This window comes from Paraburkholderia sp. SEWSISQ10-3 4 (assembly GCF_030464785.1).
Lineage (GTDB): Bacteria > Pseudomonadota > Gammaproteobacteria > Burkholderiales > Burkholderiaceae > Paraburkholderia > Paraburkholderia aspalathi.
Map to the genome: position 1 here is coordinate 148,789 of NZ_JALPRI010000006.1, position 18,348 is coordinate 167,136.

The 18,348-nt window shown below is 61.1% G+C and carries 16 protein-coding genes; 6 read left to right on the forward strand and 10 right to left on the reverse strand.

All coding sequences use genetic code 11. The annotated features are described in order from the left end of the window. Nucleotides 1–86: 86 nt before the first annotated feature. On the reverse strand, nucleotides 87–989 hold the full coding sequence (locus M0D68_RS15585; protein ID WP_266224754.1) for a LysR family transcriptional regulator: 903 nt from the start codon (nucleotides 987–989) through the stop codon (nucleotides 87–89). Between the two features lie 58 nt (nucleotides 990–1,047). Beyond that, nucleotides 1,048–2,289, reverse strand: coding sequence for an ammonium transporter (locus tag M0D68_RS15590; protein ID WP_200562106.1), 1,242 nt, complete (start codon nucleotides 2,287–2,289; stop codon nucleotides 1,048–1,050). 528 nt (nucleotides 2,290–2,817) lie between these two features. Between M0D68_RS15590 and M0D68_RS15595 the strand changes: the two genes are divergently transcribed. The 4 genes from M0D68_RS15595 to M0D68_RS15610 all read left to right on the forward strand — a co-directional run bounded on the left by M0D68_RS15595 (nucleotide 2,818) and on the right by M0D68_RS15610 (nucleotide 8,064). Continuing rightward, nucleotides 2,818–3,549, forward strand: coding sequence for a gluconate 2-dehydrogenase subunit 3 family protein (locus M0D68_RS15595; RefSeq protein WP_200618346.1), 732 nt, complete (start codon nucleotides 2,818–2,820; stop codon nucleotides 3,547–3,549). Next, nucleotides 3,549–5,327 (forward strand): GMC family oxidoreductase, encoded by a 1,779-nt coding sequence (locus tag M0D68_RS15600; RefSeq protein ID WP_211700523.1) that lies wholly within the window; start codon nucleotides 3,549–3,551, stop codon nucleotides 5,325–5,327. The genes M0D68_RS15595 and M0D68_RS15600 overlap by 1 nt, the downstream gene beginning before the upstream one ends. After that, complete coding sequence (locus M0D68_RS15605; RefSeq protein WP_266224756.1) at nucleotides 5,324–6,691, forward strand: cytochrome c; 1,368 nt, start codon at nucleotides 5,324–5,326, stop codon at nucleotides 6,689–6,691. Before M0D68_RS15600 ends, M0D68_RS15605 begins: the two co-directional genes overlap by 4 nt. A gap of 179 nt (nucleotides 6,692–6,870) precedes the next feature. Next, a complete protein-coding gene (locus M0D68_RS15610) occupies nucleotides 6,871–8,064 on the forward strand; it encodes a porin (protein WP_256456651.1) in 1,194 nt (397 codons plus the stop codon). A gap of 41 nt (nucleotides 8,065–8,105) precedes the next feature. On the opposite strand, the gene M0D68_RS15615 is transcribed toward M0D68_RS15610, so the two are convergent. The 7 genes from M0D68_RS15615 to M0D68_RS15645 form a co-directional block, all read right to left on the reverse strand. After that, nucleotides 8,106–8,963 carry a helix-turn-helix domain-containing protein gene (locus M0D68_RS15615; protein WP_266224758.1) on the reverse strand — a complete coding sequence of 286 codons (858 nt, stop codon included), beginning with the start codon at nucleotides 8,961–8,963 and terminating at the stop codon, nucleotides 8,106–8,108. 142 nt (nucleotides 8,964–9,105) lie between these two features. Then, nucleotides 9,106–9,654: a carboxymuconolactone decarboxylase family protein gene (locus tag M0D68_RS15620; protein ID WP_256456653.1), complete on the reverse strand. Its 549-nt coding sequence runs from the start codon at nucleotides 9,652–9,654 to the stop codon at nucleotides 9,106–9,108. A gap of 194 nt (nucleotides 9,655–9,848) precedes the next feature. After that, the gene (locus M0D68_RS15625; protein WP_266224759.1) at nucleotides 9,849–11,069 is read right to left on the reverse strand and encodes a porin; all 1,221 of its coding nucleotides are present in this window, start codon (nucleotides 11,067–11,069) and stop codon (nucleotides 9,849–9,851) included. Between the two features lie 80 nt (nucleotides 11,070–11,149). Beyond that, nucleotides 11,150–11,692 carry a hypothetical protein gene (locus M0D68_RS15630; RefSeq protein WP_093637928.1) on the reverse strand — a complete coding sequence of 181 codons (543 nt, stop codon included), beginning with the start codon at nucleotides 11,690–11,692 and terminating at the stop codon, nucleotides 11,150–11,152. An 86-nt stretch (nucleotides 11,693–11,778) separates the two neighbouring features. Beyond that, complete coding sequence (locus M0D68_RS15635) at nucleotides 11,779–13,122, reverse strand: aromatic acid/H+ symport family MFS transporter (protein ID WP_200618339.1); 1,344 nt, start codon at nucleotides 13,120–13,122, stop codon at nucleotides 11,779–11,781. Nucleotides 13,123–13,236: 114 nt separating this feature from the next. Beyond that, nucleotides 13,237–13,596 carry a protocatechuate 3,4-dioxygenase gene (locus M0D68_RS15640; RefSeq protein WP_093637921.1) on the reverse strand — a complete coding sequence of 120 codons (360 nt, stop codon included), beginning with the start codon at nucleotides 13,594–13,596 and terminating at the stop codon, nucleotides 13,237–13,239. Beyond that, nucleotides 13,593–14,438, reverse strand: coding sequence for a gallate dioxygenase (locus tag M0D68_RS15645; RefSeq protein WP_093637918.1), 846 nt, complete (start codon nucleotides 14,436–14,438; stop codon nucleotides 13,593–13,595). The genes M0D68_RS15640 and M0D68_RS15645 overlap by 4 nt, the downstream gene beginning before the upstream one ends. Before the next feature lie 467 nt (nucleotides 14,439–14,905). On the opposite strand from M0D68_RS15645, the gene M0D68_RS15650 reads away from it, so the two are divergent. Then, nucleotides 14,906–16,159, forward strand: coding sequence for a LysR family transcriptional regulator (locus M0D68_RS15650; RefSeq protein ID WP_256456655.1), 1,254 nt, complete (start codon nucleotides 14,906–14,908; stop codon nucleotides 16,157–16,159). Between the two features lie 8 nt (nucleotides 16,160–16,167). Next, nucleotides 16,168–16,569: a hypothetical protein gene (locus M0D68_RS15655; protein WP_211701027.1), complete on the forward strand. Its 402-nt coding sequence runs from the start codon at nucleotides 16,168–16,170 to the stop codon at nucleotides 16,567–16,569. Between the two features lie 367 nt (nucleotides 16,570–16,936). Here M0D68_RS15655 and M0D68_RS15660 read toward each other — a convergent pair whose 3' ends face one another. Next, nucleotides 16,937–18,064 (reverse strand): porin, encoded by a 1,128-nt coding sequence (locus M0D68_RS15660; RefSeq protein ID WP_093637908.1) that lies wholly within the window; start codon nucleotides 18,062–18,064, stop codon nucleotides 16,937–16,939. Nucleotides 18,065–18,348: the final 284 nt, after the last annotated feature.

Below are 18,348 nucleotides of genomic sequence, written 5' to 3' on the forward strand. Positions count from 1 at the left end.
CTATACGGCGCGCGTAGGCAATGCCGAAGTGCCGGTCCAGCAACGCAGACGTCTTGTTTGGAGAATGGTGCGAGGCGCCCCGCGGGCTAAGGCTTGCTGCCGAGGAACCCGACCAGCGCCGCCGCGCTGGCGCTTAACTGATCGCGCGACTTGAAGATCATGATGAGATGCCGCACGGCCCAGGTGTCGCTCAAGGACAGCAGGCGCACGTCGAGCGCATTCACATAGAGCAGCCCCACCTGCTCGGGCACGATTGCGATGCCGAGGCCGGCATGGACCATCCGGCACAGCGCGTCGAGGCTGCTGACGCGGATCTTGACGTCGATCTGCCGCCCCGTGCTGGCCGCCTGCTGCGCGAGAAGCTTCGTCAGCGCACTCTCGCTGCGCAGGCCGACAAAGCTGTCGTCGAGCAACTCGTCGAAGGCCACGCGCGAAGCGGAGGCCAGGCGATGGCCGCCCGGCACCAGCACCGCCAGTCGGTCCTCCCGATACGGCACCTGCTCGAAGGCTTCACTGCCTGCCACCGGATTGCAGATGCCAAAGTCCGTGCCGTGTTCGTCGACGATACGCAGCACGTCGGCGCTGTTCTCTTCCTCCAGTTCGATCGACACCTCCGGGAACGCGCGCCCAAAAGCTGCCACGTCCTCCGGCAAAAACTGCACGATCGACGAGAGATTCGCCACCACCCGCACCCGCCCCTTCGCCCCCGAGGAAAAGCGCGACAACTCAGCGCTCATCTGTTCGATGTTGCCGATGATCGCGAGCGCATAGCGCAGCACGGTCTCGCCGACCGGCGTCACCGTAATGCCGCGAGACTGGCGCTGAATCACCGGCAAGCCGATCAATGCCTCGATTTCGGCGATGCGCCGGCTCACCGCGGACGACGCGATGAACTCGCGCTCAGCCGCGCGCGCGATGTTCTGCTCCTGGCAGACGGCGACGAACAGGCGCAGCGAGGTGAGATCGAGCTTTTTGAGGAGATTTTCCATGGATGCTGCGCTTAACGTTGAGCCAAGACCCAACGCTAGCACAGAGGCGACCATCGGCTTACGCGTCCAGATAAGCCACTTCGCCATGCAACTCGGTATCGAGCCCGTGCTGCGCGGCGGCTTCACCCACCTTAACGGGTGTCACGCGGTTGATCAGCCACAACATGCCCCACGTGAACACGAACGCCCAGACGCCGGACACGCATACCGCCACACATTGCTTGACGAAGAAAGCGCCGCCACCCAACAGCAGGCCGTCCGCGCCATTCGGATTCCACGCCTTCGACGCGAACACGCCGAGCAGAACGGTACCGACGAGACCGCCCACACCATGCACGCCCCACACGTCAAGCGCGTCGTCGAGGCCGAGCCGGTTTTTCAGCGCAACGGCGTAATAGCAGATCACACCGGCAGAAATGCCGATTATCGCGGCGGTGCTCAAGGACACATAGCCGGCTGCGGGCGTGATGGTCGCGAGGCCGGCGACCGAACCGGTCAGCAAGCCGATGAATTTCGGCTGCCGTGCGTTGGCCCATTCGATCAGCAGCCACGTAATGGCAGCGAACGAAGCGGCGACATCGGTGTTAAGGAAAGACGAAGCCGTGATGGCGTCGACGCGCAGCTCGGAGCCGGCGTTAAAGCCGTACCAGCCGAACCACAGCAGGCCCGTGCCGAGCGCAATCAACGGCACGTTGTGCGGCTTGTGCGTGAGGGTCTGACGGCGCCCCACATACAGCACCGACGCTAACGCGGCGAATCCAGCGGTGTTGTGGACCACAATGCCGCCCGCGTAATCGAGTACGCCCCACTTCGCGAACAGTCCATCCGGACTCCAGACCATGTGCACGAACGGGAAATACACTAGTACCAGCCAGCCGGTCAGAAACAGGAAGTACGCCTTGAACGTCACGCGGTTGGTGAACGCACCTGTGATCAGCGCCGGCGTGATGATCGCAAACATCATCTGATAGGCAACGTGGACCACCAACGGAATGCCCGCGTCATTGCCCGTGTACATGGTTTGCAGCGTAATGCCGCGCAGGAACGCGTAGTAGGTCGGATCGCCGACGATGCCGTGCCAGCTAGGGCCGAAGCACATCGAGTAGCCGAACGCGAACCACAGCACGGTGGTCCATGCGAGCGAGATGAAGCTCTGCATCATGATCGCCAGCACGTTCTTGCGTTCGACGAGGCCGCCGTAGAAAAACGCGAGACCCGGCGTCATCAGCATGACGAGGCTCGCGCACAGCAGCATGAAAGCGGTATTGCCAACGTTGATCGGCATGGTTGCGGGAAGCACAGCTTGTCTCCTTGATGATCGTCGTGATGTGTGCCCACGGCGGCGCGAGGCACAGGCGTCGAAAAGAGCCCTTCAGCGCGGAATTTTTTTCAATTTGTAGGCTTCGTCTGTTTTCGCGCGTTTGCGGCAGGCGAAAAGTATTCTTGCGTCGAGGCTCGCGCAATACGGCTGGAAGATATAGCGGGATTCACCTGCCCCGTATGGCCGTCTCAGGCCCGACCGGCGACCGCTTGCCGTTGTCAGCGTGCTGTAAGCGCGGGTAAACCACGTTCACCCGACCGGCCGCTCACAGCCATTGCCGGCGCAAAAGCGTCGCTTTTTCGCGTCAACTTCCCAGTGCTCCGCGCGGCAAAACACTTATGATTTGAAAGACATATTTCTTTCAAGACGCCATTTAATCACTTCACGAAACAGCTTATTGTAAAAAAGTAGAGACACTTTGGAACCGGTTCCATTTACTATGGCGCCCAAATCCGACGACCGTCCGTGCGCACCACGGCGCGCCCTAATCTCGCGATAAAGAACAATATGGCTCAATCTCCTCTTACCTCCCGCCGCGGCTTCTTACGCACGGCTGTTGCGCTGGTTCCCGCCGGGACCCTCGCCGGTTGTGAAGTCAAGCAATCCGCCACGACTGCTCAGGGCGCGAGCGGCGCCGCCTCCGCGGGCCAACCCTCCGGCGTCGACTACAAGCCGCATTTCTTCGACGCGAAGGAATGGGCGTTTATCCACGCAGCGGTCGATCGCCTGATTCCATCGGACAGCGAAGGCCCCGGCGCGGTCGAAGCTGGCGTGCCCGAGTTCATCGACCGGCAAATGGACACGCCGTATGCGCACGGCGCGCTCTGGTACATGCAAGGTCCGTTCACGCAAGGCGCGCCGGAACTCGGCTACCAGTTGAAGCTCGTGCCGCGCGATCTGTACCGGCTCGGCATCGCCTCGGTCAACGCCTACTGCACGAAGACCTACTCGAAGCCGTTCGACACCCTCGACGCCCCCACTCGCGACACCGTGCTCACCGCGCTCGAGAAAGGTTCGATCGAACTCGCGGATGTGCCGGCCGGCGTCTTCTTCGGCCAGTTGCTGCAAAACACTCGCGAAGGCTACTTCTGTGACCCGATCCACGGCGGCAATCGCGACATGGGCGGCTGGAAGATGATCGGCTTCCCCGGCGCGCGCGCCGATTTCATGGACTTCGTCAACCAGAACGGCCAGGCCTATCCGTATGGCCCCGTGTCGATTGAAGGAAAGCGCAGCTAATGACCACACAAACCAAACCGCACGTCGACGCGGTCGTCATCGGCTTCGGCTGGACCGGTGCGATCCTCGCGAAGGAACTCACCGAAGCCGGCCTCAAAGTGGTCGCGCTCGAACGCGGCGAGTATCGCGACACCTATCCGGACGGCGCGTATCCGAACACGATCGACGAGCTGACCTACAACGTCCGCAAGAAGCTGTTCCTCGATCTCTCCAAGACCACCGTATCGATCCGTCATAACGTCGGCGAAACGGCACTGCCTTATCGGCAGCTTGCTGCGTTTCTGCCGGGCGAAGGCGTCGGCGGCGCCGGCTTGCACTGGTCGGGCGTGCATTTCCGCATCACGCCGGAAGAGCTGCGTCTGAAGAGCCACTATGAAGAGCGCTACGGCAAGCGCTTCATTCCTGACGGCATGACGATTCAGGATTACGGCGTCAGCTACGACGAACTCGAACCGCATTTCGACTTCGCCGAGAAAGTGTTCGGCACCTCGGGCCAGGCGTATAAGGTCAACGGCAAGGTGGTCGGCGACGGTAACGTGTTCGACGCGCCGCGCAGTGACAACTTCCCGCTCCCCGCGCAGTTGAACACCTACTCAGCCGAACGCTTCGGCAAGGCCGCGCGCGAACTCGGACTGCACCCGTACCGCCTGCCTTCGGCGAATACCTCGGGTCCGTACACGAACCCGTACGGCGTGCAGATGGGCCCGTGCAACTTCTGCGGATTCTGCAGCGGCTACGCGTGCTACATGTACTCGAAGGCGTCGCCGAATCTGAACATCCTGCCTGCGCTGAAGCAGTCGCCGAATTTCGAACTGCGCTCGCGTTGCCACGTGCTGCGCGTCGAACTTGATGACACGAAAAAACGCGCCAAGGGCGTGACGTACGTCGATCCGGCGGGCAACGAAGTGTTTCAGCCTGCGGATCTCGTGATCGTCGCGGCGTTCCAGTATCACAACGTCCACCTGCTTCTGCTCTCGGGCATCGGCAAGCCGTATGACCCGGTCTCGGGCGAAGGCGTGGTCGGCCGCAATTTCGCGTATCAGAACCTCTCGACGATCACCGCGTTCTTCGACAAGGACACCTTCACCAATCCGTTCATCGGCGCGGGCGGCAACGGCGTCGCCGTCGACGACTTCAATGCCGACAACTTCGATCACGGTCCGCTCGGCTTTGTCGGCGGCTCGCCGTTGTGGGTGAATCAGGCCGGCACCAAACCGATCAGCGGCATCGCGACGCCGGCCGGCACGCCCAACTGGGGCGTGGACTGGAAGAAGTCGGTGAAGGACCACTATGCGCATACGATTTCGATGGATGCGCACGGCTCCAACATGTCGTACCGCGACGTGTTCCTCGATCTCGATCCGACTTATCGCGATTCATACGGCCAGCCACTGTTGCGCATGACCTTCGACTGGAAGGACAACGACATCAAGATGGCGCAATACGTGACCGGGCAGATGCACAAGATCGCGCAGCAGATGGGGCCGAAATCGATCGGCATCTATACGCGCGAATTCGGCGCGCACTTCGATTCGCGCCGCTATCAGACGACTCACCTCGTCGGTGGCGCGATCATGGGTACCGATCCGAAGACGAGCGTGTTGAACCGCTACCTGCAAAGCTGGGACGTGCACAACGTGTTCGTGATGGGCGCGTCGGCGTTCCCGCAAGGCATCGGCTACAACCCGACCGGCCTTGTCGCCGCACTCGCCTACTGGTCGGCGCGTGCGATCCGCGAGCAGTATCTGAAGAACCCCGGCCCGCTGGTGAGCGTATGAAGAAAAACATCGATGTGAAACGCCTGGGTCAGGCATTCAGACGCGTGCGCGCAGCGTCGTTCTGCGTGGCGGCTACGTTGGCCATTCCGCTCGCCGCGCAAGCCGCAACGCCTCCAACTCAATCCGACGCGGCGTTGATCGCGCACGGCGAATACCTCGCGCGTGCGGGTGATTGCATCGCGTGTCATACCGCACAATCGGGCAAACCCTTCGCGGGCGGCCTGAAGTTCGACACGCCGATCGGCGCGATCTACTCGACCAACATCACGCCCGATCGCAACACCGGTATCGGCTCATGGACCTTCGCGCAGTTCGATCGCGCGGTCCGTGCTGGCGTGCGGCCGAATGGCGACACGCTGTATCCGGCGATGCCGTACCCGTCGTATGCACGTTTGAGCGATGACGACATGCATGCGCTGTATGCGTACTTCACGCAAGGTGTCGCGCCGGTGAACCAGACGAACCGTGCGGTCGATATCGTCTGGCCGCTGTCGATGCGCTGGCCGCTCGGCATCTGGCGTTATCTGTTCGCGCCAGATCCCATGGCGTTCAATTCGAAGCACTATGCCGACCCGGTGGTCGCACGCGGTGCCTATCTCGTGCAGGGCCTCGGCCACTGCGGCGCCTGCCATACGCCGCGTGCGGTGACGATGCAGGAACGCGCGTTGAGCGATCTCGACGGCTCGGAGTTTCTCGCGGGCGGCGCAGCGATTGATGGCTGGGTCCCGTCGAGCCTGCGCGCGAATCCACGCACCGGCATCGGCTCGTGGAGCGAGGCCGATATCGTGCAATTCCTGAAGACCGGACGCACGCAGCACAGCGCGGCATTCGGCGGCATGACCGACGTCGTTCAGCACAGCATGCAGCATATGAACGACGCCGACCTGACGGCAATCGCGCGTTATCTGAAGACGCTGCCGTCGACCGATCCGAAGGAAACGCCGTACGTGTACAACGATACGGCGGCTCACGCTCTGCGCACCGGCGACGCCACAGCGCCAGGAGCCGCCGTGTACCGCGACAACTGCACCGCCTGCCACCGCAGTGACGGCCGCGGCTATACACGCGTGTTCCCGGCACTAGGCGGCAATCCTGTCGTGCAAGGCAAGGACGCGACCTCGCTAATTCATGTCCTGCTGACCGGCAACACGCTCGAAGGTACGAAAACCGCGCCCTCCTCGTTCACGATGCCGGCCTTCGGCTGGCGCCTGAACGATCAGGAAGTCGCTGACGTCACGAACTTCGTGCGCACTAGCTGGGGCAACACCGGTTCGACGGTCAGCGCGGCGGATGTCGCCAAGGTCCGCAAGACTGTCGCGGTGCATGCGCCCGAGATGCCACCTGGTGCTGCACTAAGTCACTAAGCCGCTAAGCCCTTGCAGCGCGCCCACAATCAGGGCGAATAACAAGGGTCGCGCAAGCCGCTTCTCCCGCGTCACGCAATCTGCTCCGTTGGTCAGGAGCGGACGGCGTGCGCGCGGAAAAAAGAGAGATCGCCATTCAGGCGACTTGAGATAGACGATCCAACCGAGCTATAACCACGATGAAAAAGCAATTGATTGCTGCACCCCTGCTGTTGTCCTTCGCCGGCATTGCGGCCGCGCAGAGCTCTGTCACGCTGTACGGCATCGTCGATGCGGGTATCAGCTATCGCAGCAACGAGCGCACCGGCTCCGTCGGCGCTTACACGGGACACTCGAACGTCGCGTTGACGAGCGGCAACCTCTCCGGCAGCCGCTTCGGCATCAAGGGTCAGGAAGACCTCGGCGGCGGCTGGAACGCGCTGTTCCTGCTTGAAGACGGCTTCGACATCACCAACGGCAAGACCGGCCAGAACGGTGGACTGTTCGGCCGCCAGGCGTTTGTCGGCATCGGCAGCCAGCAATATGGCACGGTCACGCTCGGCCGCCAGTACACCTCGTTGAACGACTTCGTCGCGCCCGTTTCGCCGGTCGCGTTCGTGGGCGGCTTCGGCGCGCATCCGGGCGATATCGACGATCTCGACCAGACCGCGCGCGTCAACAACTCGATCAAGTACACGAGCGCGAACTACTCGGGCTTTACGTTCGGCGCGCTGTATGGATTCGGCGGTCAACCGGGCAGCCTGAAGCAGCAGAACACGTGGAGCGTGGGCGCGGGATACGGCAACGGCCCGCTGCATGTGGGCGTCGGCTACGAGCGTTCGGATAACAGCAAGAACGGGCCGAATGATTCGACGGTCGGCAAATGGAACGGCACGGACGACGGCCTGTTCAATTCGTCGATCAATGAAGGCTACGCGAGCGCGCAATCGCAACAGATCATCGGCGCGGGCGCTACGTACAATTTCGGCCCGGCGATTCTCGGTGTGAACTACAGCAACGTACAGTACCGCTCGGGCGCCGATTCGTTGTTCAACGGGCATGCGACGTTCAATATCGCGGGCGTGTTCGGACAGTGGACGATCCGCCCCGCCGTGCAACTGTTCGCAGGCTACAGCTACACGCGCGGCGGCGAAGTGGAAGGTGTGGATGAGCGCGCGCAATATCACAACGTGACGCTCGGCGCGCAGTACAACCTCTCGAAGCGTTCGACGGTCTATCTGATGGGCGGCTATCAGCACGCGTCCGGCGTCACGCTGGATGCGCTCGGCAATCCGGTCGCGGCGACCGCGTCGGTCAGCGACAAGGGCAACAGCCACTCGTCGGACACGCAATCGCAGGCTATTGTGAGCATTGGCTTGCGGCACCGGTTCTGACGGGTTCGGGCGGCGCTGGCGTGGTTGGCCGGCGCTGCCGTTCAGTGTTGTTGCTGGACCGCGTCGATCATCTCGAGATGACGCGCTTCTGTCTCGTCGTCTGCGGGGAACATGCATTCGATACGCAACTCCTGTGCCGCGACGGCTTGTGGCGTGCCCACGGTTGCGACCATTGAAAAGTAGTTCAGGACCGTGCCGTCCTTGATGAAACCGATGGGGATCACCGGCATGGCCGCAGCAGCGGCCCCGGTTTCCACGGTCCGTTGAGAAGACTTCACATCAGACTGCACATCCGGATAGGCGCGCAACGCGGCAAGCAACTCGTGCGTCTGTTCGTCGACCACGCGACCAACCGATTCCCGATAGACACGCTGAATCAGGTTATTCGACACCGCCTGCCAATCGGCAACGAACGGACGCATTCCATCCGGATCGAAAATCAGATGCAGCATGTTACGCGGTCCCTTGCGCGCAGCCATATCGATGAAGCAATTGAAAAAGCGCGGCGCGGATTCGTTGGTCATCAGCACGTTCCAGTAGCGGTCCATGACGAGCGCGGGAAACGGCTCGTGCTGGCGCAACATTCGCCCAAGTGCTTTCGTGACGCTCTGCATTTCCTGCGCGTTCCAGGCGCCTTCTGCATACATCGGCGCATAGCCCGCCGCCAATAGCAGCGTGTTGCGTTCGCGCAGAGGAATGTCGAGCGTCTGAGCGATATCCAACAGCATCTGCCGGCTCGGCACGCTGCGTCCGCTTTCGATAAAACTAATGTGACGCTGCGAGACACCCGCTTTGAACGACAGGTCCAATTGGCTGATGCCGCGCATGTCTCTCCAGTGACGCAACAACGCGCCGAGGTCGTTCGGCGGCGTCTTCCTTTCGGGATTCGCAGGATTCATCGGTCTGTGGTCCGTTAGTCGATACAGATCAGGTTCGGTGATCGGTGGCGCCGGAGCATCGCAGATGTCCGGCGCCAACCGGTCGTTCGAACCGCGCCGGTCAGCATACTCCCAGTTGCGGACCGGCCCTGCCAGACGCGACCTACGCGGTCCAGACATATTCCTGGAACGATGCTTCGAGCGGAGGCTTGGTGATGTTGCCGGCGTAGTTCGTGATAGTGGAAGCAGCGAGCACCGTGAGAACCTCGAGCACCTGATCCTGACGGAAGCCGGCTTCGAGAAACGGGTTCACGTCACTGTCCTCCAGGTGTCCACGCTTCTCAATCGCCGTTTTCGTCAAGGTCGACAACGCGGCATGCTTGCGATCGGCAGGTACGCGGCCATCGCGAATCGCTTCGACGTCGGCGGGTGAAAGACCCTCTTTCAGCGCGAGCGCGGTGTGAAACGCAACCGCCCACGTGCATGCATTGGTCACTGCGTTAGTCAGCAATAGCGTCTGTATCTGCGCTTCCGTGAAAGTACCCGCATGAACCTTCTGGAAGATACCGATGAAGCCGCCGATCAGCACCGGCGATTCAGCCATCGCGCCCGCGATGTTAGGGATAAGGCCGAAGTTTTGCTCGAGTTGCCGAAGCACCGGCCTGGATTGTTCGGGTGCGGATTCAATCGTGTGAATGTGAAACGTCGACATGGTGTGTCCTCGATCGTAAGCGCCGCTCGGGATGAGTTGCGCGATGACCGAAGATTAGGCGTGAGCGTGCGGCTCGCCAATTACCTCGGATGTAATAGGTTTGGGTAACCGGCACGCGGCCGTGCAAGCGTTCACGAAAAGCAAAAGGCCGGGTCTGAACTGCCCCCGGCCTTTCTCACCACAAAAACAACCAATCAGAACCGGTGAATAAGGCCCACGCCCACCGCCAACTGACTGCCTGAGGAAGACGGCGCAGTGTTATACCCATCGCCGAGTGTCGCCGTGGCGTCGATGATCTGCCCGGCGCCGTTGGTGCCCAGCGTCTTGCCCTTCGCCTTCTGATAGGCCTCCAACGCATACAAACCCGTGCGTTTGGACAACGCGTAGTACTCGGAGAGATTGAACTGGTGGTATTGCGCACTGTCCTGAATGCCGTTCGCGCGCGTAGCACGGGTATAGCTGTACCCCGTGGCAAAATCCCACGCAACGGCCGGTTTCCAGTGCAAGACGGTACCCGCCGTATTGAAGATCGCCGTATCGTGGAACTTCGAGCCAGTGCCCGGAATGTACTGGACGTTCGAATAGGTCGCCGTAATATCCCACGCGCCATTGAACTTATAGCCGCCACCCACCGCGAAACGCTGTTGCGCCTGCGCGGTCTGATAGCCGTTCGTCAACGCGGATACGCCGATTTGCGAACCGCCGTTCGAGGTGGTCGAATCCGAGCCCCATGAGCCGCCGCCCGCGGTCGAGTTGTTGATTCGCGAGAAGCCGACTGCGAGGCCGATCGGCCCCATCGCATACTGGACCCCGGTCGCCCAGGTCGAGCCCTGGTTCGTGCTGCCCGCCACGCCGCCCAGCGAATACGAGCCGCTCACCGTCAGGCCATAGAGCTTCGGCGACGTGTACTCCAGCGTGTTGTTCGCACGGTAGATCGTGTCGAGGCCGTCGATATCGCCAGGATGCGCGCCGTAGTAGCCGGTGATCCAGGTGGTCGGGCTATACGGTGAGAGCATCTGGTAGTACGAAGCGTATTGGCGGCCCGCCGTGAAGGTACCGTATGTCGGGTTGGTCAGGCCGACCCACGCCTGGCGGCCGAACATCGCGTTGCTGTATTGCTGAGCACCGGTTGCCGAATTGAAGCCGGACTCAAGCTGGAAGATCGCTTTCGTGTTGCCACCCAGGTCTTCCGCGCCCTTGAGGCCGAAGCGGCTGCCCGCAAATACACCCTGCGCCATTTTGACGGCCGATTTTCCTCCGCTAGTGGAGCCGAGCGACGTCTGATTGTTCGTATAAGAAAAGCCGTTGTCGACGATACCGTATAACGTGACGCTGTTTTGCGCGAAAGCCGGCACAGAAGCTGCGATCGCTGCTCCCAACAGCACAACGTCTACTCGTCTGATACTTTTATTCATGCTGCAGATCTCCAAATCGTACGTCTTGTTGAAATTGTCTTAATCGGCATTGACGCTCGAGGTTCGCCAAACACTTTGTTCTATTGCCCTTGCGGCTGCAGCAGTCGCTTTACCGTCAAGGCCAGGGGGACGGTGAAGAAGATATGGGACATGAAGCCACCGATGATCACAGCCGGGTCGTAGTAGTTCGGATGGTTATCGGAGGCGATCATGATTGCCACATGCATGACGATCCACGCGAAAACCGCGTAAAACAGGGCGACAAAAGTGGCTTCGTATCCGCGTCGGCGAAAGTACGGCCAGATTGCCGCGAACAGAACACCCCACGCCGACGCGAACACGAAGTGAATGCCCGTGCCGACGATATAAGCCCACACACCGATCGATTCCTGCACCTGTTTGCCGAACACCAGCCCCGTCGCGTTCCGTGGAATCCCCGCCAACGGCATCAGGTGCTGCGCCCCTACCCAGATGAGCGCTTCGTAAATCCAGATGATCACGGCGCCGACCAATCCACCGATCACGCCCGCGCGAATCATGGCCATGCGGTTCGGCCATTCCGTCACATTCGTCGCCTCGCCCTTGTTGAGCCCGCTTCCGCTCACGCTAAAATTGCCGCCCATGTCTGCTCTCCTTCAATAACTTCTGGTAAGGGATGCCGTGCGCGCAGCGGCCAGCAAGCCGCTGCGTGAGCCCGCTGGAAACGCGTTCAGGCGTCGGCCACGGGACTGGTGATAAAGCGCAGCGCGAGACGGTTCATGACGATCGCCCCAGCAGCGATCAGCGCAGGTACAGCGAGCACCGCGAATACGGTTTCGAAACTGAATCCCAGCGACAGCAACGTGCCCCCCACGAGCGATCCCAGAATGCCGCCGAGCCGGCCGAACCCAAGCATCCAGCTCACGCCGGTTGCGCGGGCACGTGTCGGATAGCAGCTCGGGGCAAGTGCATTGAGGCCGGTCTGTGCGCCGCTCATGAAAAAGCCGGCACAGGTAACGAGAACCGGCAGCAGGTTCGATTTGAGCGTGCCCATGCCCAGCGCGAAGATGAACACCCCACCGAGCAGATACGCCGCACCGATCACCGCGTTGCGATCCATGCGGTCCATCGCGAAGCCGACCGCAATGGCGCCCACGGTGCCGCCCAACTGGAACATGCCGGTGATCGCGGCAGCACGCTCGACCGGCAGGCCGGCGTCCTTGATCAACGTGGGCAGCCAGCCAGTGAGCAGATAGATGATCAGCAGGCCCATGAAGTACGTGAGCCACAGCATCAGCGTGCTGAACGCGTAGCCGTCCGCGAACAGCATCCGCACCGGCGCCTTCGCTGTGACCACCGGTTCGGGTGCGGTGAAGCGCACGTCTTGACCGAAGACATGTCCGCAGACACGGCCGAGCGTTGCCGCAATGCGTTCGGTCGACATTTTCCGCACCAGCATCAAACGTGCGGACTCAGGCAACAGCAACAACAACACGGGAATACTGAGGATCGGCAAGATACCGCCGAACATGAACACCGCGCGCCAGCCAAAGTGCGGAATCAGCGAAGCCGCCACGAATCCGCCGGCCCCTGAACCGAAGTTGAAGCCGGTGAACATGATCGTGAGCAGCAGCGAGCGGCTGCGCGACGGTACGTATTCGGAAAGCAGCGTGGTCGAATTCGGCATCGCGGCGCCGAGGCCCAAGCCCGTCAGAAAGCGCAGCACAACGAGTTCCAGGGCTGAGTCGGCGAATGCGCAGGTCAGGCTGAAGAAGCCGAAGCAGAGCACGGAGGCAATCAACACTTTCTTGCGCCCGATGCGATCGGAAATCGGCCCTGCAGACAGCGCGCCGATTGCAAGGCCGACCATCGCGGCACTCATCACGGGGCCGAAGGCAGCCCGGCTGACATTCCAGTCATGCATGATGACGGGCGCGACAAAGCCCATCACGGCCGTGTCCAGCCCGTCCATCATGACGATGAGAAAACATAGAACGAGGACCAGCCATTGGTACGCCGACATCTTGCGTGCGTCGATAAACGCCTTGATGTCGACTGAGTCTGCAGATTTCATGCGTGTCTCCGGAGAAAACAGTTTCCCGCCCCGGCGTTCTGTCGAAGCCGGGTCTTCTTGGTATTGAAATGAAAAAGCCGCTAAAAAAAAGATGTGACGCAGGGTCGAGTCGCCTTAGACGGCCTCCGGCACCCTGCGCGTTTTCAGAAACGCCTCGAGTGTTTCGCCTCGCATGCTGGCGTACATGCCCAGATTCGTGATCTTCACTACGCGTGCAAATTTCTCGAGCACGAAGAAACACACCCCATATCGAATCAGTCCGATCCAGTCTGTGTTGTCGACGAGCGCGCGCTCCTCCACCGTCAGGCCGACCGCGTCGTAGGCAGCGGTCCGGTTCTCCAGCCACAGCGTGCGAGCTGGCGCTTCGCGCATCTGCCAGAAGAAACGGTTCAGGCGCATCGCTTTCATGCTCTGGCGGATGTCGAACGGATACGTGCCCGTCAATTCCTCGATACCGATCAGTTGCGGGTTCATTGCGTCACCTCCTCTTCGTAGAGGGTCACGGCCATCGCGGTGCTCGTCGCAAGGTAATAGCTGCGATGCAGTTCACGAACCTTCGGCCCGAGCGCGCCGCGCATCGCGAGCCACATGATCGTCTCCACGCTCTCCGCGCCGCCAAGGCGCACATAGTCGACATGCTTCATCGCGGCGAGCCGCTGTGGCTCATGCACGATCAGATCGAGGAACTCGATGTCCCAATCGGTGTTGTTAAAGCCGCTGCGCTCGCCGTGGACCTGATGCGACAACCCGCCGGTGCCGACCACCACGACGTCCAGGTCCTGCTCAAACGACTCGATCGCCCGGCGCAGCGCCTGACCGAGACGGTAGCAGCGGTTCGCGGTCGGCAGCGGATATTGCAGCACGTTGACTTCCATCGGCACGAGCGACATCGGCCAGCCGCCGTCATGCGGCAACATCAGCGAAAGTGGGGAATTGCATCCGTGATCGAGTGCACGGTCCTGGAAAATCGTCAGATCGAACTCGTCGTTGACGAGCTGCTCGGCAATGTGAATCGCCAGATCGGGATGACCGGCAATGTCCGGCAGCGGGCGCTTGCCCGCGCCCTCGTCCGCGAATTCGTGATTGGCCGATACACCCAGCGCGAAGGTCGGATAGCAATCGAAGAAGAAGCTGTTTGCGTGGTCGTTGTAGAACATCACCATCACGTCCGGCTTGCGCTCGGCGAGCCAGTCGGCCACCGGTTCGTAGCCTTTGAAGAGCGGCGCCCACGCGGGATCGTTCTGCTTACCCTTGTCGTACGCCATGCCGATAGTGGGCACATGCGACGTGCCGATTCCACCAATGATCCTTGCCATATCCCGTTGTCTTCCGTTACTTCGTGCCGTGCTTCAACAAGCGCCAATCGGATGGGTCGCCGCTACCGGGGTGGCAGCCTTTGCAACCATCTTGAGGTGCAACCATAAAGATCATGCAGGCTTGCCGAAAGTACGGGTAAACCACATTTGCACCGATTAAATTGCTCGCAAGCACCCTGAATGCCCGTGGCCGGCGCACGGATAAACGCTGGAAGCCCCACCGGATATAGGGTGCTGGGTATCGCTGACGAGCGTGCCGAGTCCCGGCCTACACTCCTGACTATCCACATGCGATAAACAAAACAGATGCCCGGGAAACGAAGTCGCAAGCCGTCTGGCAAGCGTGGTACCGGACCTGATGCGTCGCTATACTTGATGGCCTCGAATGAGTAGACACCCATGAACGAGATCACCCAGCACACCATCGCGGACGCGTTGAGCATCCGCCAGCCGGAACGCCGCCATCCGTGAGCAGCAAAGAACTCCTCAACCTCGCGCAATTGCGCGCATTTCGACTCGTCGCCGACATGGGTAGCGCCACGCGTGCGGCTGCGGCGCTATTTCGCGCCCAGTCGGCTGTGACGCGTTCGGTGCAGGAACTCGAGTCGGCACTCGGCGAACCCCTCTTCGATCGCGGCCCTTCCGGCATGCTTCCGACGCCCGTTGGCCGCGCCGTGCTGCAGCGGTGCGAGCGGATCTTCGCCGAGCTGGAAGAACTCGCGCAGTGGTGCTCCACGAGGCAGGCACGCCGACGGCCGACAGCAGAAGGCGCGTTGCCGGCCTATCTGCTCAACACCCGGCGGCTTCAGCTATTCATCGCATTGGCCCGTCATCGGCATATGCCGAGTGCGGCGAAGACCTTCGGCATCAGTCAGCCGGCCGTCAGCACAGCGATCCGGGTGCTGGAAAGCGGCTCCGGTTTGAGTCTGTTCCATCGCAGCGCGCGCGGCATCCTGCTCACCACGGAGGGCGAAACGTTTCTGCTTCACGTGCGCCGCGCATTGAACGAATTGCGGCATGTGCCCGACGATATCGCCGCCTTGCACGGCAAGATTCAGGGTGCGGTGACGGTAGGCGCATTGCCGCTCGGGCGCACGTTGCTCCTGCCCAAGGCGATTGCGCGGATGACCGTTCAGCATCCGGGCGTGAGAGTCGTCACTGACGAAAGCGCCTATGAGGCGCTGGTCGCCGGCCTGCGCGCGGGCGATATCGACTTCATTCTCGGCGCGCTGCGCGATAACGACGCCAGCAGCGGTTTGAAGAACGAGCGCCTGATGTCGGAAGATATGGTCGTTCTGGTGCGTCGCGATCACCCGCTCACTCGCGCACGCGATCTGACCATCATGGATTTGCGCGACGCGCAGTGGATCGTGCCGCGCAGCAATGCGCCGGCTCGCGCGCTGTTCGAAGCGCAATTCAAGCGAATGAAAGTGAAGCCGCCCATGCCGACGGTCGAGACGGCCGACCTCGCCGTGATTCGTGGGCTGCTGCTCGGCACGGACATGGTCGCGGCATTGTCGGGTCAGCAACTGCACTACGAAGTTCAATCTGGCCAGTTGACGATGCTCGACGTGCAGTTGCACAACACCCGGCGCGACATAGGCCTAACCATGCGGGCAGCCGGCACGCCCTCACCCGCGGCGCGTGCGTTGATCGACGCGATCCGGCTCTCGGTTGTCGATGTCACGCGGACGATCAGCATCGCTGCAAACCAGCTTTAGCGTGGCTAATGTCATTGAAATCTGGAATTCAGAATTACAAAGATCGCCAGAATATGCCGCTGTTGCCTTGGTCGAATAGTGACGATCAAGACAACGGAAGCACTATGAAAAGCCAATCTTTTTTGTTCGCACTATTCGCCTTCACCGCGTTCTGGGCTGCCGATAGCCAAGCCGCTCAGCCGAATTACGCCTATTCGACAACGGTGCACCTTTCCGACGGCAAAACGCTGAGCTGTGCTGTGAACGAGCCCCTGACCGCTGTGCGCGCCACCGGCACCGCGCTCACCCGACGCGAAACGACGGAAGCCGACGTATTGGCGACTCAGCGACTGCGCCTCGTCAGCGGCCCCACGTCTGCATATCCATCCCCGTACACAGCACCGAACGTCGCGTGCGGGGCCGTCGGTTGACTTGGAGTGGCGTGACGGAGTGCGTGCGGCTCATTCGGTACGATGCGGAACATCGTCCGGGAAAGGATAGGGAGTGTGAGGCCCTGGCCATTCCGCCGCCGGTGGACCGCTTAGCGCTTTGCATCCGGCAAGGCCGGCGAGAAAGCCGCACGTGAGTAACGTCAGTAAAGCGGCGCAAATGCACCGCACGGCTGCTCGACCGTTCATCGCACACCTCCTCGCATCTACCGCATACGCTACTTCTTGGACCTATCGTCGGCGTGGGAGGTTGCACATGGTGAGCCCCAAAAAAGCGGCGGGCGGATAAGTCCGCCGCCGCTAGCAGGAGCACATCGATGAACGGTTCAGAGCGAATCTGATTCCTGGATCAGAAGCGAGTGCGCACGCCCGAAGTCAGTTCGAGCTGATTGGTTGCGCCGAACGTCGTTCCGACTGTGTAGCCGCCATGCAGCCTCATGTAGTCGCCCGCCAGATACACCTCGGTACGCTTCGACAGGTGATAGAACGCCGACCAGTACAGCGTTTCCTTGTAACCGTTGTGGAGGCCCGACGTCGGATCGAAAGCGCCGATGTTCGCGTTCGGGATATCGCCGTCACTGTTGTAAGCGGCGTTGTGTACCCGCATCTGCTGATAGCCGAGTTCGTAGTCGAATGGCCCCTTCGGCGACAGCTTGAGCGACACCGTAAAGGCATTGTCCTGACGCTGGCCGAGCGCGCCCTGATTGCCCAGGTAACGGAAGTAACCCGCGTTGGCGCGCAGAATACCGAACGTGTAGTTGCCACCGACCGAGAACGACTGGTTGGTAAAGCCGACGCGATTCGCGTGGCTATAGAAACCCGACAGGTTGAACGGGCCGCCGTTGTACCCGAGCGCTGCCTGGTAGTTGGCGTTGGAGCCGAAACTCGTCGAGTTGCCGAATGCGTAGCCTGCGCTGGCGAAAATGCCGTTGTCGAACAGCTTCTTCCATGCCACGCCATTGTTATAACGTGTGCCGGTCGCGCTGGCCGCATAGAAAATCATCTGCTTGAAGTTGTTCGCGTTCGTCCAGCCGCCTTCTTCCGTCGTCAGACTCGCGGTGCCGTACGGATCGCCATAAATCGTCGATGCGTCGCGTGCGATCGTGTTCTGGAAGCCTGCCGTAATCTTGCCGAACGTATCGTTCTGGATGCCGACCCATGCGTCACGGTCGAAAATCTGGCCCGGATCTTCCATCTGGCCGTTGGCGACAACGTATTCGCTTTCAAGCCGGAAAATGATCTTCGAACCGGCACCGATATCTTCCGCGCCCTTCAGGCCCCAACGGCTGCCGCTGAACCACGGTTCGCCGCCGATACCCATGCCGATCACGTGATCACCGTTCGCATTCGCGTGCGACTGATAGGTCGGTACGCTCAGATCCATCAGGCCATAGAGCTGAACACTCGATTGGGCGTGCGCGCCGGTTGCCGCAAAAGCGCCTGCAGTAGCGGCCAAAGCCAGATACTTTTTCTTCACGATCGTCTCCTCTGATTACAACGTTGAAATTTTCGTTTTCGCCGACTGCGGTGACTGCGGTCCGGAGATCCGGACAACAGCCCCGATCAGTCGATGAGCGCAATCCTAGTTTTCTCAATCCTTCACGCCGCTTTCCCGCATCACCGGCACAACTAAGTGAATTCACCGATATACGTCGATAATTCGGCGCTCGCTACGCGGTATCGATGCCGCGCAAGATGATGCCGACCCACTTCAGCGCCGCAGGCCGTTCGGAGATAAAGCGGTACGCCACCGGCGTCGAA

What these genes read in the sequence shown, in the direction of transcription:
- M0D68_RS15585 (WP_266224754.1), bottom strand. Translation starts at nt 989, where the DNA reads ATGGAAAATCTCCTCAAAAAGCTCGATCTCACCTCGCTGCGCCTGTTC.
- M0D68_RS15595 (WP_200618346.1), top strand. Translation starts at nt 2,818, where the DNA reads ATGGCTCAATCTCCTCTTACCTCCCGCCGCGGCTTCTTACGCACGGCT.
- M0D68_RS15600 (WP_211700523.1), top strand. Translation starts at nt 3,549, where the DNA reads ATGACCACACAAACCAAACCGCACGTCGACGCGGTCGTCATCGGCTTC.
- M0D68_RS15605 (WP_266224756.1), top strand. Translation starts at nt 5,324, where the DNA reads ATGAAGAAAAACATCGATGTGAAACGCCTGGGTCAGGCATTCAGACGC.
- M0D68_RS15610 (WP_256456651.1), top strand. Translation starts at nt 6,871, where the DNA reads ATGAAAAAGCAATTGATTGCTGCACCCCTGCTGTTGTCCTTCGCCGGC.
- M0D68_RS15615 (WP_266224758.1), bottom strand. Translation starts at nt 8,963, where the DNA reads ATGAATCCTGCGAATCCCGAAAGGAAGACGCCGCCGAACGACCTCGGC.
- M0D68_RS15620 (WP_256456653.1), bottom strand. Translation starts at nt 9,654, where the DNA reads ATGTCGACGTTTCACATTCACACGATTGAATCCGCACCCGAACAATCC.
- M0D68_RS15625 (WP_266224759.1), bottom strand. Translation starts at nt 11,069, where the DNA reads ATGAATAAAAGTATCAGACGAGTAGACGTTGTGCTGTTGGGAGCAGCG.
- M0D68_RS15630 (WP_093637928.1), bottom strand. Translation starts at nt 11,692, where the DNA reads ATGGGCGGCAATTTTAGCGTGAGCGGAAGCGGGCTCAACAAGGGCGAG.
- M0D68_RS15635 (WP_200618339.1), bottom strand. Translation starts at nt 13,122, where the DNA reads ATGAAATCTGCAGACTCAGTCGACATCAAGGCGTTTATCGACGCACGC.
- M0D68_RS15640 (WP_093637921.1), bottom strand. Translation starts at nt 13,596, where the DNA reads ATGAACCCGCAACTGATCGGTATCGAGGAATTGACGGGCACGTATCCG.
- M0D68_RS15645 (WP_093637918.1), bottom strand. Translation starts at nt 14,438, where the DNA reads ATGGCAAGGATCATTGGTGGAATCGGCACGTCGCATGTGCCCACTATC.
- M0D68_RS15655 (WP_211701027.1), top strand. Translation starts at nt 16,168, where the DNA reads ATGTCATTGAAATCTGGAATTCAGAATTACAAAGATCGCCAGAATATG.